Origin of the sequence: Paenibacillus sp. 22594, from assembly GCF_052044425.1 — a bacterium.
In the GTDB taxonomy this organism is placed as follows: Bacteria; Bacillota; Bacilli; order Paenibacillales; family Paenibacillaceae; genus Paenibacillus_AQ.
Map to the genome: position 1 here is coordinate 148,677 of NZ_JBQENA010000006.1, position 13,308 is coordinate 161,984.

A 13,308-nucleotide genomic window follows, 5' to 3' on the forward strand; every position below is an offset into this window, starting at 1 on the left:
AGGACAACTAATTTGCCTGAACTAACATCATCCTATGTAGATTCGCTCGCCCCCAATGCCGCTGCTATCAAGAATGGCCAGGGTCTGGTACGCAAGAAGAGCTTCGTACAGCTGCACACCTCAGAGAACGGAGAACTGCTCTTTGGACAATGTGCCGGGAGCGGTAAAACCCCTTACGAGTGCTCCGTAGATTTTATTACACCGGAAAGTCCGGTGTTCCGTTGTACCTGTCCCAGCCGGCAGTTCCCCTGCAAGCACGCACTCGGTCTTCTCTATGCCTATGTGGAAGGACAGGCATTCACGCCGGCACCTGTGCCGGAGGATGTTGCCTCCAAACGCGAGAAGGTGGAGAAGCGTGAAGAAAACAAGGCCAAACAGGCAGCCGAGGGTACGGAGAGCAAGCCTAAGAAGGTCAATAAGTCTGCATTGAAGAAAAAAATAAGTGCACAACTTGAAGGGCTCGATCTGCTGGAAAAACTGGTGCTGTCCCTGATCCGCGGCGGATTATCAACCATCGACAGCAAAACAGTCAAAACCGTTCAAGAGCATGTTAAACAGCTCGGCAACTACTATTTATCGGGAGCACAGACGCAGTTGCGCCGCTTTGCTCTGCTGTTGGGTCAGGCAGAGGACCGGGAAGAGGGCTATACATATGCCATGGAGCAGCTAACGCGGCTTCATGCTTTTATCAAGAAAGGCCGGGTCTATCTGACTGCCAGAGCGGAGGACCCGGAGCTTGCTCTCGATCATGAATCCACGATTGATGAATGGCTGGGACATGCCTGGCAGCTGTCGGAGCTGAGGGAGTATGGACTGGTGAAGGAGAATGTCGAGCTTCTCCAACTGGCGTTCTTCAGTTACGATGATCCTGCCAGGCAGGAGTTCGTAGATCTCGGCTACTGGCTGGAGACGGCTGGCGGCGAGATTCACCGGACAGTGAATTACCGGCCATATAAAGCCGCCAAGCTGATGCGGGAAGAAGACAGCTTTTTTGAGCTTGCTTGTATTCCACTGCTATACACCTACCCAGGAGATATGAATGCCAGGGTGCGTTATGAAGAAATGACACCGAGAGCTATAAGTGATGCAGACTTTGACAAGGTTTCGGCAAATGCTAGCCGTTCTTATGCTGAGACGCTCAAGAAGGTCAAAAATCAATTGAAGAACCCGTTAAGCGACAAAACGCCCGTAGTACTGCTGCATGCAGCCAATGTGGGTGTGACAGAAGGTGGCCAGTACGTGATCACGGATGAATCTGGAGCCGGGCTGGTGCTGGAGGACATTCCTTCGCTGCCTCAGGGCACGCTTGAGCTGCTTCCGTTCTTGCCTGCAACTGCTCTGAAGGATTGCTGCATTCTGGTGATGTTCGAGCATCTTCTGGATCAGGGACGTCTGATTGCCCAGCCACTAACCCTGATCCAAGGCAGTTCGATTACCCGGCTTTTGTACTAACTACCTGTAAATATCATATACGTTCTTATATATCCAATAGGGGGACAGCCCATGAGTACAGCATTATTGCAAGAGCTTCATCAAGAGGTCAGAAGACTATATATAGCCGGCAGTGACCTGGCCGCCGGTGATTTCCGCCTGAAACGGCTGCTTCCGCAGTTTCAGCAGCTTGGCGAGAGGGCAGCAGTCTTCAAGCGGCTGGGCGAAGGCATCGCCTCCCTTCTGGAACCGGGCGACGGACAAGGAACGCCTGCCGCAGCCCGGCTGCAGGAGCTGACGCTGCTGCTGGAATCGGTGCTGTACACCCAAGGGGTTACCACACCTGAAGGAACGCCAGGCGAGCTTCGCAGCCGCAATCTCTCTCTGGATACCAAACTCCCTTACCGGAAACTCGCGGTAGTACGGCAGGCGCTGACTACAACCGGGAGCGGCAGGTATGAGATTGTGACTGAGGCTTTTAAGGAGGGTATGTTTCAGGATCTTCGTCTGCTTCCTCTGGCGATTTCGGCTCTAAATGATCCCTATTCGGAGATCGCCGATTTTAGCATGACGGAGATTCTCCCTTCCTATGGCCCTGCCATCGCTGGTTATCTGATCGAAAATCTGAATATTGCAGGCGGTAAAAGTGAAGTCCGCAAGCTGAAGACCATTGCCAAGGCGGGTGGAACAGAAGTGCTTGAAGAGATCTTTCAGGCTGCTGAAACCGGCAGTGACGATATCCGGGCAGCCGCGATCGAATGCCTTGGCTGTCATGAGGTTTATCTCCCGGCCCTGCTGGAGTGGAGCACCGATAAGAAAAAAGTGATCCGCGAGGCTGCGTATAAAGCGCTCGCGACAGGCGGATCGCCGCAAGGCGAAGACCGGCTGTATGAAGCTTTTGCGGCAAAGAAGGACCGGGAGTTGGTGGCCGATGCGGTGGTATATTCCTCTTCCGCGCCACTTGCCGAGAGATTGTCTGTTCTTTATATGCAGGAGCTGCGTGAAGCACCGCAGGAGAATGTGGATAAGAAAAAAACGGAGGAAGTGTGGAGCAGAATCCGTCCGTTTGCGACCGTTCTTTCCGGACAACGCAACCCGCAGCTGGATGAGCTCTACAGCTATGTAATCCAGGAATATGCCCGGTTTGCTTCCCTGGGTTACACGACTATCATCAATGAAGCGGCTTGGTACAAGCAAAGGGCTGCTTCCGAATCAGCCTTTGACGAGCTGCAGCAGCTGCAAAAACTGGATTCCCGTTATTTTCCGCACTACTTCCGGGCAGCCCAGCAGCTGATGACACCTGACGAGCTCTACAGGCATTTTGGCGGGACGATGATTAACAAGCTGAAAGCTGTAGTCACCAAGGACTCTGCACAGCGTAACAAACTGCTCATGGACACGATCAAAGAGCAGGTTATGACTGCGGAAGAGATATTGTATGATGCAGTCTGGGACCCGCAGAGGGAGCGGCAGTACCGTGAGTTGGGAATGCTCTCTCCAGAAAAAATTCAGGCTGCATGGGACCTGCGCTGGTTGGATTTGTTCATTCACAGGGACGTGCCGGAGCTGGTATGCGCTTTTGCACATCCGGGTCATGAAGAATCCCGCCGCTATCTGCTGAACAAGCTGAGCGAGCAGAACAGCCAGCAGAAAAGGCAGCGGAATCATGATTTTTTCACAAATATATTTACAGGTCTTGAACGTTCTGGAATGCAGGACCCTGAGCTGCTTGAGCTGATGATGTCTGTAATGGAAAATGAGAAGAACTATAACCCCTACAGATTTGATTACGCCCAGTTCCAGCAAATGCTGCGCTTTCCCGCAAGCTTCAGCAGCCGTCTGGAAGCCCTTCTTCCGAATCAGAGGTACTACGAAAGCCGTGCTCAGCTGGAATATGTGATTCATCAACTTCGTAGCCGGGAATAATCAAGAGCGGTCCATACAAAGGAGAGATATCCATGTCAACGGAACAAGAACAGCTTCAGGATTATATGCGGCTGCCGGCAGAGATTTTATACCGGGAGGAGCTTGAGGCTCTGCGCAAGGAGGATAATGGAAATATCCCCGCCGGATGGCAGATGTCCCCGCGTTCGGTGCTGACCTTTATCGCAGGCGGCAAGGCTGGCAGCACAGTCATTACGCCTAAGTATATCGGCAACACACGTCTGATCGAGATGGCGGTCGCCACGCTGGTCACTGACCGGGCACTGCTGCTGATCGGGGAGCCGGGAACGGCAAAATCCTGGCTGTCGGAGAATCTGGCAGCGGCGATCTACGGGAATTCGGGACTGGTGGTTCAGGGCACTGCAGGCACCAGTGAAGAGCATGTGCGCTATTCATGGAACTATGCCATGCTTCTGGCTAACGGCCCTACTCCTGAAGCGCTGGTCAAAAGCCCGATTATGCGGGCTATGGAGGACGGTGGGATTGCCCGGTTCGAAGAGATCTCGCGGTGCGCTTCGGAGGTGCAGGATGCGCTGATCTCCATTCTTTCGGAGAAAACGATCTCTATACCGGAGCTTGGCAAGGAAGCAGGGGCACGCAAGGGCTTTTCCATTATAGCTACTGCCAATACCCGAGACCGTGGTGTCAATGAAATGTCGGCTGCGCTCAAGCGGCGCTTCAATATTATTGTGCTGCCCGCACCGACGGATATCGAAACCGAGCTGTCAATTGTGAAGAAGCGGGTAGCTGAGATTGCATCATCCTATAATCTTGGGGCTTCCGTTCCTGCGGATGAGGCGCTGCTCAAGGTCGTTACAATCTTCCGTGAACTTCGCAGCGGCATGACACTGGACAAGAAGGAGAAGGTGAAAACTCCTGCAGGGGTGATCTCCACGGCAGAGGCTATCTCGCTGCTGACGAACAGTATGGCACTTGCGGCCAGCTTCGGTGATGGTGAGCTGACAGAACGCGATCTTGCTGCCGGGCTTCAAGGGGCGGTTGTCAAGGATGATGACAAGGACAAGCTGGTCTGGAAGGAATATCTGGATAATGTGATGAAGAAAAAAGGAGCGGAATGGCGCGGACTCTACCAGGCCTGTAAGGAGTTGAACGAGTGAAAGCGACTGCTGAAGCCGGGGTACATATTTTCGGAGTGCGGCACCTGTCTCCGGGCGGCGCGAAGCATCTGCTGGAATACCTGAATGAGCTTCAGCCGACGGCGGTGCTGATCGAAGGCCCAAGCGATGCGACGGATGAAATCCGCCATTTGACGAATCGCTCAACGAAGCCTCCTGTTGCCATATTAGCTTTCACGGAGGAGTTGCCGGTGCGTACAGCCTTGTGGCCGTTAGCGATCTATTCCCCTGAATATCAGGGGATGAAATGGGCCAGGGATCACGGGGCAGATGCTGCGTTTATTGATCTTCCTTCCTCGGTCATTCTAAGCCTTCAGGATGCCATGAGACGGGAAAGTATCTCCGTACAGGAAGTGAAGCCTGGAGCGGATGAAGCGGTTGAGCCGTCAACTGAAGAGGTCAAGGAACAGGAATCCGTCTACAGCCGTATTGCCAGGCTTTCCGGGGAACATGACTATGATATGTATTGGGAACGCAATTACGAGCACAATTTAAGTGCTGGAGCTTACCGTGCTGCGATTCTTTCGTTATCTGCCGAGATGCGCTTGCTGTCGGAAGGCCGGGAGCAGCTCGAGCAGCCGAAGGAGCACGCGTATAACGCGCTGCGCGAGGCCTATATGCGGCGGCAGATCCTGGATAAGATCGCTGAGGGGCATGCACCGGACAAGATCGTGGTCATTTGCGGAGCGTACCATGCATCTGCGCTTGCAGATCTGTCGGACGCTCTGAGCGACAATGACCTGTCTGGGCTGCCTTCACGCAGCACCAAGCTGACGCTGATGCCGTATTCGTACTACAAGCTCTCTACCATGTCGGGCTACGGGGCGGGGAACGGAGCGCCTCATTACTTTGAAATGATGTGGGAGACCATGGACGCCTGGCGGCCGGAGGAGCTGGCACATCTCTATTTGTCCACGCTCGCGGGCTATTTGCGCAGCAGCGGGACACACCGCTCCACGGCCGAGGTGATCGAGGCGGTGCGACTGGCCGAGTCGCTGGCTGCGCTGCACAGCGGGAGTGCGCCTACCTTGCGCGATTTGCGGGATGCCGCGCAGACGCTGCTTGGCCACGGCGAGCTGTCTGTCATCGCCGATGCCCTGGCGAGGGTGGATGTGGGAACCGCAATCGGGCAACTGGCTGATGGTGTCAGTCAGACACCGATCCAGGACGATCTAAACCGGCTGCTTAAGCGTTATAAGCTGGAGAAGTATAAATCAACCGTTGCCAGCGAACTGCCGCTGGACCTCAGGGAGAACCGCAGAGTGACCAGCGAGGAAGCCGCCTATCTTGACCTGAGCCGGTCTATTTTGTTCCATAGACTTCGGCTGCTCGGGATTTCTTTTGCGAAGAACAGGCCTAGTGGGCAGGATGGGGCAACCTGGGCAGAATACTGGATCATCCAGTGGACGCCGGAGGTTGAGATACAGGTGGTCGAATCGACCCTCCTTGGGGAGACCATTGAAGTGGCTGCCGCCTATGTGCTGCGCGAGAAGCTGCAGGCTTGCCGGTCCATCGCTGAAGCTTCAGCGCTCATCCGGATTGCCTGTGAATGCGGTTTGACGGCGCAGATGGAAGAAGCCAGCCGGGTTCTTCAGAGCCTTGCTGTAGACAGCCGCGATGTGGTTGGCATTGCCGCCGCTGCTCGCGAGCTGGCAACGATTATCGGCTTTGGCGACATTCGCAAGGTGAATACCGTACCGCTTACACCACTGCTGGAAGAACTATTCCGGAGGGGCTGTCTGTTCCTGCTGGATGCGAGCGGCTGCAATGATGAGGCCGCCGGGCAGATGATTGTGGCCATGAATGAACTGAACGGAATAGCGCTGGACTACAGCGAGACGGTGGACGAACCTCTGTGGCTGCAGGAGCTGCTGCACCTGTCCGAGCAGGATAACCGCAACCCGAGGCTGTCCGGCTTCGCCTGTGCCATTCTGATGGAGCGTGGAGCGATCTCAGCGGAAGAAGTCGCTTCGGAAGTCTCACGCCGGTTGTCTCCCGGCATCCCGGCCGATCTCGGAGCGGGCTGGTTCGAAGGCCTGTCGATGCGCAACCGGTATGGACTGCTCTCCAGAATGAGCCTCTGGGAGCAGCTGAACGATTATATCAATGCGCTCGAGGATGATGAATTCAAGCGGGCGCTGGTGTTTCTGCGCCGGGCATTCAGCACCTTCTCACCAAGAGAGAAAACGATGATCTCCGAGCTGCTCGGTGAACTGTGGGGTGTGGATACAGAGCAGGCGGCAGAGATTCTTACCGGAGAACTGAAGGAGGATGAAGCCAAGATGCTTGACGATTTGAATGATTTTGACTTCGGTGATTTTTAGATGACGAATGACAGCAAGCAGGAGAGCACTGTTACCCGTTGGCGTCTGATTTTGGGCCAGGAAGCCGAAGCCTCACTCGCAAGCTATGGTGAAGGCGGCCAGCTTAGCCTGACTGAAGAGGAATTGATCATGGATTCAGCGCTTGCCGCCATCTATGATGAGACGAACGGTGGAGGCGGCTCCGGCAATGCTCCCAGCGGCAGGGGCAAAGGAGCAGGGACGGGCCATGCCGCCCTGAATCTCTCGAAATGGCTTGGCGATGTGCGCAGCTATTTCCCGGAGGATGTCGTATCCATCATCCAGAGCGATGCCATGGAGCGCAGGGGCTGGAAGCAGCTGCTTTTTGAGCCGGAGCTACTGGCTGCGGTGAAGCCGGATATTCAGCTGGTAGGCACGCTTTTGTCACTTAAGGGGAAAATTCCTGAAAAGACGAAAGATACTGCAAGAATGCTGGTCCAGGCTTTGGTTGATGATCTGGTCAAGCTGCTGGAGACCGATATCCGCCGCGCCGTTACCGGGGCGCTGAACAAGCGGCAGCACTCTCCATTGCCTTCGCTCAGCGGGCTGGACTGGAAGCGGACCATTGAGCGGAATCTCAAGCACTATGACCAGGAGCGGCGGATTATTATTCCTGAGCGGTTTTATTATTTTGACCGGGCACGCCGCAGTAAGGAATGGACAGTTATTGTGGATATTGACCAGAGCGGTTCGATGGCCAGCTCCATCATCTGGGCTTCGGTTATCGGGTCCATCTTTGCAAGCATTCCTGCGCTGAACACCCGGGTAGTCGTTTTCGATACTGAAGTGGTGGACTTGACCGAGCATTGTGCTAATGATCCGGTGGATATGCTGTTTGGGATTCAGCTAGGCGGAGGCACGGATATCCACAAGTCGGTGAAGTACTGCGAGCAGTTCATTGAAGAGCCCAAGAAGACGCTGTTCATTATTGTCTCGGATCTCTACGAGAACGGTAACCAGGCGGGGCTCGTGCGCCGGATGCGCGGGCTGCGCGAGTCAGGGGTCCGCACAATGACCCTGCTAGCCTTGTCGGATGAAGGCAAGCCCTCTTACGATGAGCGGTTGGCCGGACAGTTGTCGCGCGATGGCACACCTTGCTTCGCCTGCACTCCGGCCCTGCTGCCCCAACTTGTGGAAGGGGCGCTTAAGGGACAGGATCTTGGCGAGCTGGCGAAACGTCTGGGAGCTTCGTAACACCAATAATTTTTTCCAAAAGCCTCTTCTTTACAATCACATATTGTGTAAGCTGCATATATCATTTATAATCGGTTATTAAAAAGCACCTATCGAAGGCGCTGCTTGAAAGGAAATGAAACTCTTATGTCAAGTAAGTTGAGAGCGGGTATCGTCGGGGGTACTGGAATGGTAGGCCAGCGTTTTATCGCATTGCTTGAGAATCATCCCTGGTTTCAAGTAACGGCTATTGCCGCAAGTGCAAACTCGGCAGGTAAAACTTATGAAGAATCGGTCAAGAACAGATGGAAGCTGTCCACTCCTATGCCTGAGGCTGTCAAAAGCATCATGGTTCAGGATGCCTCCAAGGTGGAGGATGTGGCTGCGGATGTAGATCTGATTTTCTGCGCCGTTGATATGAAGAAAGAAGAGATCAAGGCGCTGGAAGAAGCTTACGCGCGCACTGGAACGCCAGTGATCTCCAATAACTCTGCACACCGCTGGACGCCTGACGTTCCTATGGTGATCCCTGAAATCAACCCTGAACATCTGGAAGTCATTGCCCAGCAGCGCAAACGTCTGGGTACGGAGACCGGATTCATCGCGGTGAAGCCTAACTGCTCCATCCAGAGCTACATGCCTACGCTGCATGCGCTCCATGATTTTAAGCCGTCCAAGGTGGTAGTGACTACCTATCAGGCGATCTCCGGGGCAGGCAAAACCTTTACCGATTGGCCGGAAATGATTGACAACGTTATTCCATATATCGGCGGTGAAGAAGAGAAGAGCGAGCAAGAGCCGCTGCGGATCTGGGGCAACGTGACCGATGAGGGGATTGTGAAAAGCGAGCAGCCTGTCATTACGACACAATGTATCCGTGTGCCTGTTGCTGATGGCCATATGGCTGCAGTGTTCGCCTCCTTTGAACAGAAGCCATCCAAGGAAGAGATTCTTGAACGCTGGAACAGCTTTCAAGGTCGTCCACAGGCTCTCGGCCTGCCAAGCGCACCCAAACAATTCATCACTTATTTCGCTGAGGAAAACCGTCCGCAGACGCAGCTGGACCGTGACATCGAAAACGGTATGGGTATCTCAGCCGGCCGGCTCCGCGAGGATTCGCTCTACGACTACAAATTCGTCAGTCTGTCCCACAATACGGTCAGAGGTGCAGCTGGAGGCGCCGTATTAATCGCTGAACTGCTGAAAGCGGAAGGGTACATTCTGCCGAAAAAATAATCCGCACACTTATATCATTTTGAGTAAGCAACAGCCTGCCAGATAAGTTCCGGCAGGCTGTTTGCGTATTTACCTGACATATTGTGCATGGTAATGGTAAGATAGATGGATGCAAGACGAAAACAGAATACCGGGTGGAGTGATATTGTGGCAAAAAGTAAAGGCGGCGGCACAGGCAGAGGAACAGGCAGCAAGGGCTGGACCCGCTGGAACAAAACGGCGAAACCTGTGAAGCCGGCAAAAGGCGGACCCTCTGGGGGACCTGGCGGCAAAAGCACGGGAGCAGCCAAGGGCAGTGGAACCAAACCAACTAGGAGCGGCAAATAAAACAGCCGGATGCTCATAGATCAACATGCAGCATCTGATTTGGAATTTGTAGCGTATACACTCCAATCAGATGTTTTTTATTACCCTTCAGGAGAGCGGAATCGGACATGAGAATCAACAAATACATAAGCGGAACTGGGATTTACCCCCGTAGAGAAACGGACAGATTAATTGCGGCTGGGCGGATTACGATTAATGGCCGTCCCTGTGAAAAAGGTGCGGAGGTTGAGCCGGGAGACATTGTAGCCGTCGACGGAGAGCCCCTAGATGCTGTCGATAGAGAGCCAGTATACCTGGCGCTGAACAAGCCAGTCGGCATCACCTGTACATCCTCGCGCGAGGTGGAGGGGAATATCATTGATTTTGTAGGATACCCATCCCGGATATTTGCCATTGGCAGGCTGGATAAACAGTCGGAGGGACTGATCCTGCTAACTAATGACGGTGCAATCGTGAACCAGATGATGCGCTCGGAATATGGTCACGAGAAAGAATATACGGTTACTGTTGACAAACCTGTGACGGATGAATTTCTTCAACGCATGGCCGCTGGTGTGGAGATTCTTGGCACGCGGACCAAACCATGCGAGACCAGCCGGATCAGCGAAACTGAATTTCGGATTGTACTCACCCAAGGACTGAATCTGCAAATCCGCCGTATGTGCAAAGAACTGGGTTATAGAGTACTCCGGCTGGAGCGGATCAGGATCATGAATATATCATTGAGCGGGCTGGAGAGAGGGCAGTGGAGGCATCTGGAGCAGGATGAACTGGCGGAGCTCCACGGAATGCTGAGTAATGCTCAGGCCCCTTTACAACAATAGAGGAGGACTACCTTACATGCGTTTTGTGAGTTTTTTTATCATGTTGATGTTCCTGGCCGGTTGTTCATCATCCGGGGATAACGGGAATGCGGGGCATACAAGCCCCACCGAAAATCCTGTGTCAGCAACACAGGCATCGCCGTCACCGCTTGCTTCACCCGCTGTTTCAGCATCTCCAGCTGTAGAAGCCACTGGGACTGCATCAATAGAGGATCAATATCCTGGTTTTGTGCATAAAGAATCTTTTGACCTGAACGGACAGACCTATGAAGTTTATTACTGGAATAGCGGAGATTTTGATTATACCCAGTTTGAGGTCGCGAAGAACCGTGAGATTGTTTTTGATAGTAAACAGAAGGGATTAAGCTTTGAAGGCGGGAACAAATTTGATCAGGCCAAGAGCATTTGGGCGAAGGCGCTTATTCAAAATGGCCGGCCCACACTGCTGTTTAGCCTGGCAGATAACCGTCCCGAGTCGGCAACTATTGTTTTGGAGGAGATAGAAGGTGAGCTGCAAGTCACTGTGAATGATGATGTTCTGTTGACCTTTGAGGATGTGGATCAAGACGGTAAGCTGGAGTTGTTAGCCAGTCCATATTCCGGTCAGGTGCCTCTTGGGCCCGCATTATTCGCTGTTTATGAGTTCAAGAATAACCAATATATCCCAAATAGAGCCAGAACGCAGCAATATTATGAGGACCAGCTGGTTATTGAGGAACAGCATTACAAAACAGAACCTGAAGAAAGCACCTTTGAGTCGTTAATGGATGTTTATCTGATCTTGGACCGGCTGGACGAAGCAGAGGCAAAGTTCCCCGAATATTATAAGTGGGCGGGCCAAACTGCCGGAGACGGCGGATTTGTGAGTGTCTACCACAAGCTGATTGAAGCGGGGACCTACGATCCGATCAAGGGATGGATGGATAAGCTCAAACCGCTGGGTCACACCAGCCTTCATCATTAATTGTAAAACAAAAATCCGTATGCGCCTTTTTATAACATGGTGCCATACGGATTTTTGTTATTTTGATATAAGATATGTGCCTGCGTTCCTTTCTGTTAGGCCAAAACCTTGGACTCGAATTGCTTGTCGTATAAGTCTCTGTATACTCCGTTATACTCCAGAAGGGACTCATGCGTTCCTTCCTCCACGATGGCTCCGCTCTGAACGACGAGAATTTGATCCGCAGCCATGATTGTAGAGAGCCGATGGGCGATTACGATGCTGGTCTTGCCCTGGAGCAGGGAATGCATGGCTTGCTGGATATAATATTCTGACGCTGTGTCAAGGGAGGAGGTAGCTTCATCCATAATAATGATCGGCGGATTCTTCAGCAGCACACGGGCGATGGAAATCCGCTGCTTTTCGCCTCCGGACAGCTTAATGCCCCGGTTACCCACGACGGTGTCGTACCCCTCCGGCAGACTCAGAATAAAATCGTGAATATAGGCTGCCTGGCACGCCGCAATCATTTCTGCTTCGCTGGCCCCGTCTTCTGCGTACATCAGGTTGTCCCGGATCGTTCCATTGAACAGATAGGTGTCCTGCGTCACCAGGCCAATCTGTGACCGAAGGGAATCCAGTGTAAAGTCGCGGATGTTGCTGCCACCGATTGTGATCGAGCCTGAATCCGTATCATAGAGACGCGGAATAAGGTTGGTGACGGTTGTTTTTCCAGCGCCGCTTGGGCCGACGAGTGCAGTTAAGGTTCCGGCAGCAGCAGTGAACGAAATTCCGTGCAGCGCTGTTTTATCCGCCTGGTAGGCAAAAGATACTTTGTGAAATCCGATATCCTTGCCGGCTGCGGTAATGACCCTGGCCTCCGGTTCGTCTACAATCTGTGGCTTCATATCAAAATAGTCAAAAATCCGTTCAAACAACGCCGCAGAGCGCTTGATATCTACATAGAGATTCGTCATTTGCATCACGGGTCCATAGAGTCTCCCCAGCAAAGCTACAAAAGCTACGATTGCCCCAACGGACAGCTCTCCCTGAATAAACAGATAACCGCCATATAAGTAAATCATTAATGGACCGATACTGGTAAAAGTGGACAGAACCATCATGAACCAGCGGCCGGCCATGGATTGCCGGATTTGCAGACTTGTGGCTTCTGAGTTAATAGACTGGAATTTGGAGTACTCTGCCGATTCTTTGGTGAACAGTTTCATAAGGGGATATCCGCTGATGCTGAGTGTCTCCTGGATGATCTGATTTTGATCTGAGATTTTTTCCTGGGTCTGCTTGGCCAGTTTCCAGCTGATATTGCCCATTTTGCGGGTAGGGAAGATAAATAAAGGGATTACAAGAATGCCGACCAGCGCCAGCTTCCAGTTCATGATGAACAACGTAACCGCAGTAGAGACGAGAATGAACAGATTACTGGCAAAATTGACTACTGTACTGCTGAATACACCCTGCACGCCTGAAATGTCGCTGGTCATACGTGTGATGACTTCACCCTGCTGTACCCCGGAGTAGAACTGTAGCGGCATTTTTTGCAGATGGCGGTACATTTGATTTTTCATATCGTAGACAATGTGCAGCGAGATAAATGAATTCAAATAGTTCTGCAGCACACCCAGCAGGCCGGACACGACAGTTGTACCCAGTGAAGCAAGAACCAGCAGAACGAGCAGCCGCAAATTTTTATCCGGAAGCGCCTGGTCGATAATCTGCTGGATGAACAGGGGAGGCAGGAGTCCAAGTACAGCGGTCACAATCAGCACCGCCATTACGAGCAGGGTTTGTTTCCAGTAGGGCACGAAAAATTTCACGATGCGTAGCAGGAGAGCTTTGCTGAGATTGGCTTTTTGCGCGTCGTCGTCGAATTTCAATCGGCCATGGGGGCCGCCCGGTCCAAAACCTCGGGACATTCTCATCACCAGCTTCTA

General features: G+C 52.8%; 10 protein-coding genes. 9 read left to right on the forward strand and 1 reads right to left on the reverse strand.

Features of this window, described 5'->3' with window-relative positions; translation table 11 throughout:
- Positions 1-12 precede the first annotated feature (12 nt).
- The 9 genes from ACTJKB_RS19895 (at position 13) to ACTJKB_RS19935 (ending at position 11,377) form a co-directional block, all read left to right on the forward strand.
- Positions 13-1,452, forward strand: coding sequence for an SWIM zinc finger family protein (locus tag ACTJKB_RS19895; protein WP_440836114.1), 1,440 nt, complete (start codon positions 13-15; stop codon positions 1,450-1,452).
- A gap of 51 nt (positions 1,453-1,503) precedes the next feature.
- Positions 1,504-3,357, forward strand: coding sequence for a HEAT repeat domain-containing protein (locus ACTJKB_RS19900; RefSeq protein ID WP_440836115.1), 1,854 nt, complete (start codon positions 1,504-1,506; stop codon positions 3,355-3,357).
- A 32-nt stretch (positions 3,358-3,389) separates the two neighbouring features.
- Positions 3,390-4,493 carry an AAA family ATPase gene (locus tag ACTJKB_RS19905; RefSeq protein WP_440836116.1) on the forward strand — a complete coding sequence of 368 codons (1,104 nt, stop codon included), beginning with the start codon at positions 3,390-3,392 and terminating at the stop codon, positions 4,491-4,493.
- Entirely contained in the window at positions 4,490-6,835 is a 2,346-nt protein-coding gene (locus ACTJKB_RS19910; protein WP_440836117.1) for a DUF5682 family protein, read from the forward strand. The genes ACTJKB_RS19905 and ACTJKB_RS19910 overlap by 4 nt, the downstream gene beginning before the upstream one ends.
- Positions 6,836-8,047 (forward strand): VWA domain-containing protein, encoded by a 1,212-nt coding sequence (locus tag ACTJKB_RS19915; RefSeq protein ID WP_440836118.1) that lies wholly within the window; start codon positions 6,836-6,838, stop codon positions 8,045-8,047. It begins immediately after the preceding gene.
- Positions 8,048-8,173: 126 nt separating this feature from the next.
- Positions 8,174-9,262, forward strand: a complete 1,089-nt coding sequence (gene asd / locus ACTJKB_RS19920) for an aspartate-semialdehyde dehydrogenase (RefSeq protein WP_440836119.1) — start codon at positions 8,174-8,176, stop codon at positions 9,260-9,262.
- A gap of 144 nt (positions 9,263-9,406) precedes the next feature.
- Positions 9,407-9,589 (forward strand): DUF3934 family protein, encoded by a 183-nt coding sequence (locus ACTJKB_RS19925; RefSeq protein WP_440836348.1) that lies wholly within the window; start codon positions 9,407-9,409, stop codon positions 9,587-9,589.
- A 107-nt stretch (positions 9,590-9,696) separates the two neighbouring features.
- Positions 9,697-10,413, forward strand: coding sequence for a pseudouridine synthase (locus tag ACTJKB_RS19930; RefSeq protein ID WP_440836120.1), 717 nt, complete (start codon positions 9,697-9,699; stop codon positions 10,411-10,413).
- 16 nt (positions 10,414-10,429) lie between these two features.
- A complete protein-coding gene (locus ACTJKB_RS19935) occupies positions 10,430-11,377 on the forward strand; it encodes a hypothetical protein (RefSeq protein WP_440836121.1) in 948 nt (315 codons plus the stop codon).
- Between the two features lie 95 nt (positions 11,378-11,472).
- On the opposite strand, the gene ACTJKB_RS19940 is transcribed toward ACTJKB_RS19935, so the two are convergent.
- On the reverse strand, positions 11,473-13,296 hold the full coding sequence (locus ACTJKB_RS19940; RefSeq protein WP_440836122.1) for an ABC transporter ATP-binding protein: 1,824 nt from the start codon (positions 13,294-13,296) through the stop codon (positions 11,473-11,475).
- Positions 13,297-13,308: the final 12 nt, after the last annotated feature.

What these genes read in the sequence shown, in the direction of transcription:
- ACTJKB_RS19900 (WP_440836115.1), top strand. Translation starts at nt 1,504, where the DNA reads ATGAGTACAGCATTATTGCAAGAGCTTCATCAAGAGGTCAGAAGACTA.
- ACTJKB_RS19905 (WP_440836116.1), top strand. Translation starts at nt 3,390, where the DNA reads ATGTCAACGGAACAAGAACAGCTTCAGGATTATATGCGGCTGCCGGCA.
- ACTJKB_RS19915 (WP_440836118.1), top strand. Translation starts at nt 6,836, where the DNA reads ATGACGAATGACAGCAAGCAGGAGAGCACTGTTACCCGTTGGCGTCTG.
- asd (WP_440836119.1), top strand. Translation starts at nt 8,174, where the DNA reads ATGTCAAGTAAGTTGAGAGCGGGTATCGTCGGGGGTACTGGAATGGTA.
- ACTJKB_RS19930 (WP_440836120.1), top strand. Translation starts at nt 9,697, where the DNA reads ATGAGAATCAACAAATACATAAGCGGAACTGGGATTTACCCCCGTAGA.
- ACTJKB_RS19935 (WP_440836121.1), top strand. Translation starts at nt 10,430, where the DNA reads ATGCGTTTTGTGAGTTTTTTTATCATGTTGATGTTCCTGGCCGGTTGT.
- ACTJKB_RS19940 (WP_440836122.1), bottom strand. Translation starts at nt 13,296, where the DNA reads ATGAGAATGTCCCGAGGTTTTGGACCGGGCGGCCCCCATGGCCGATTG.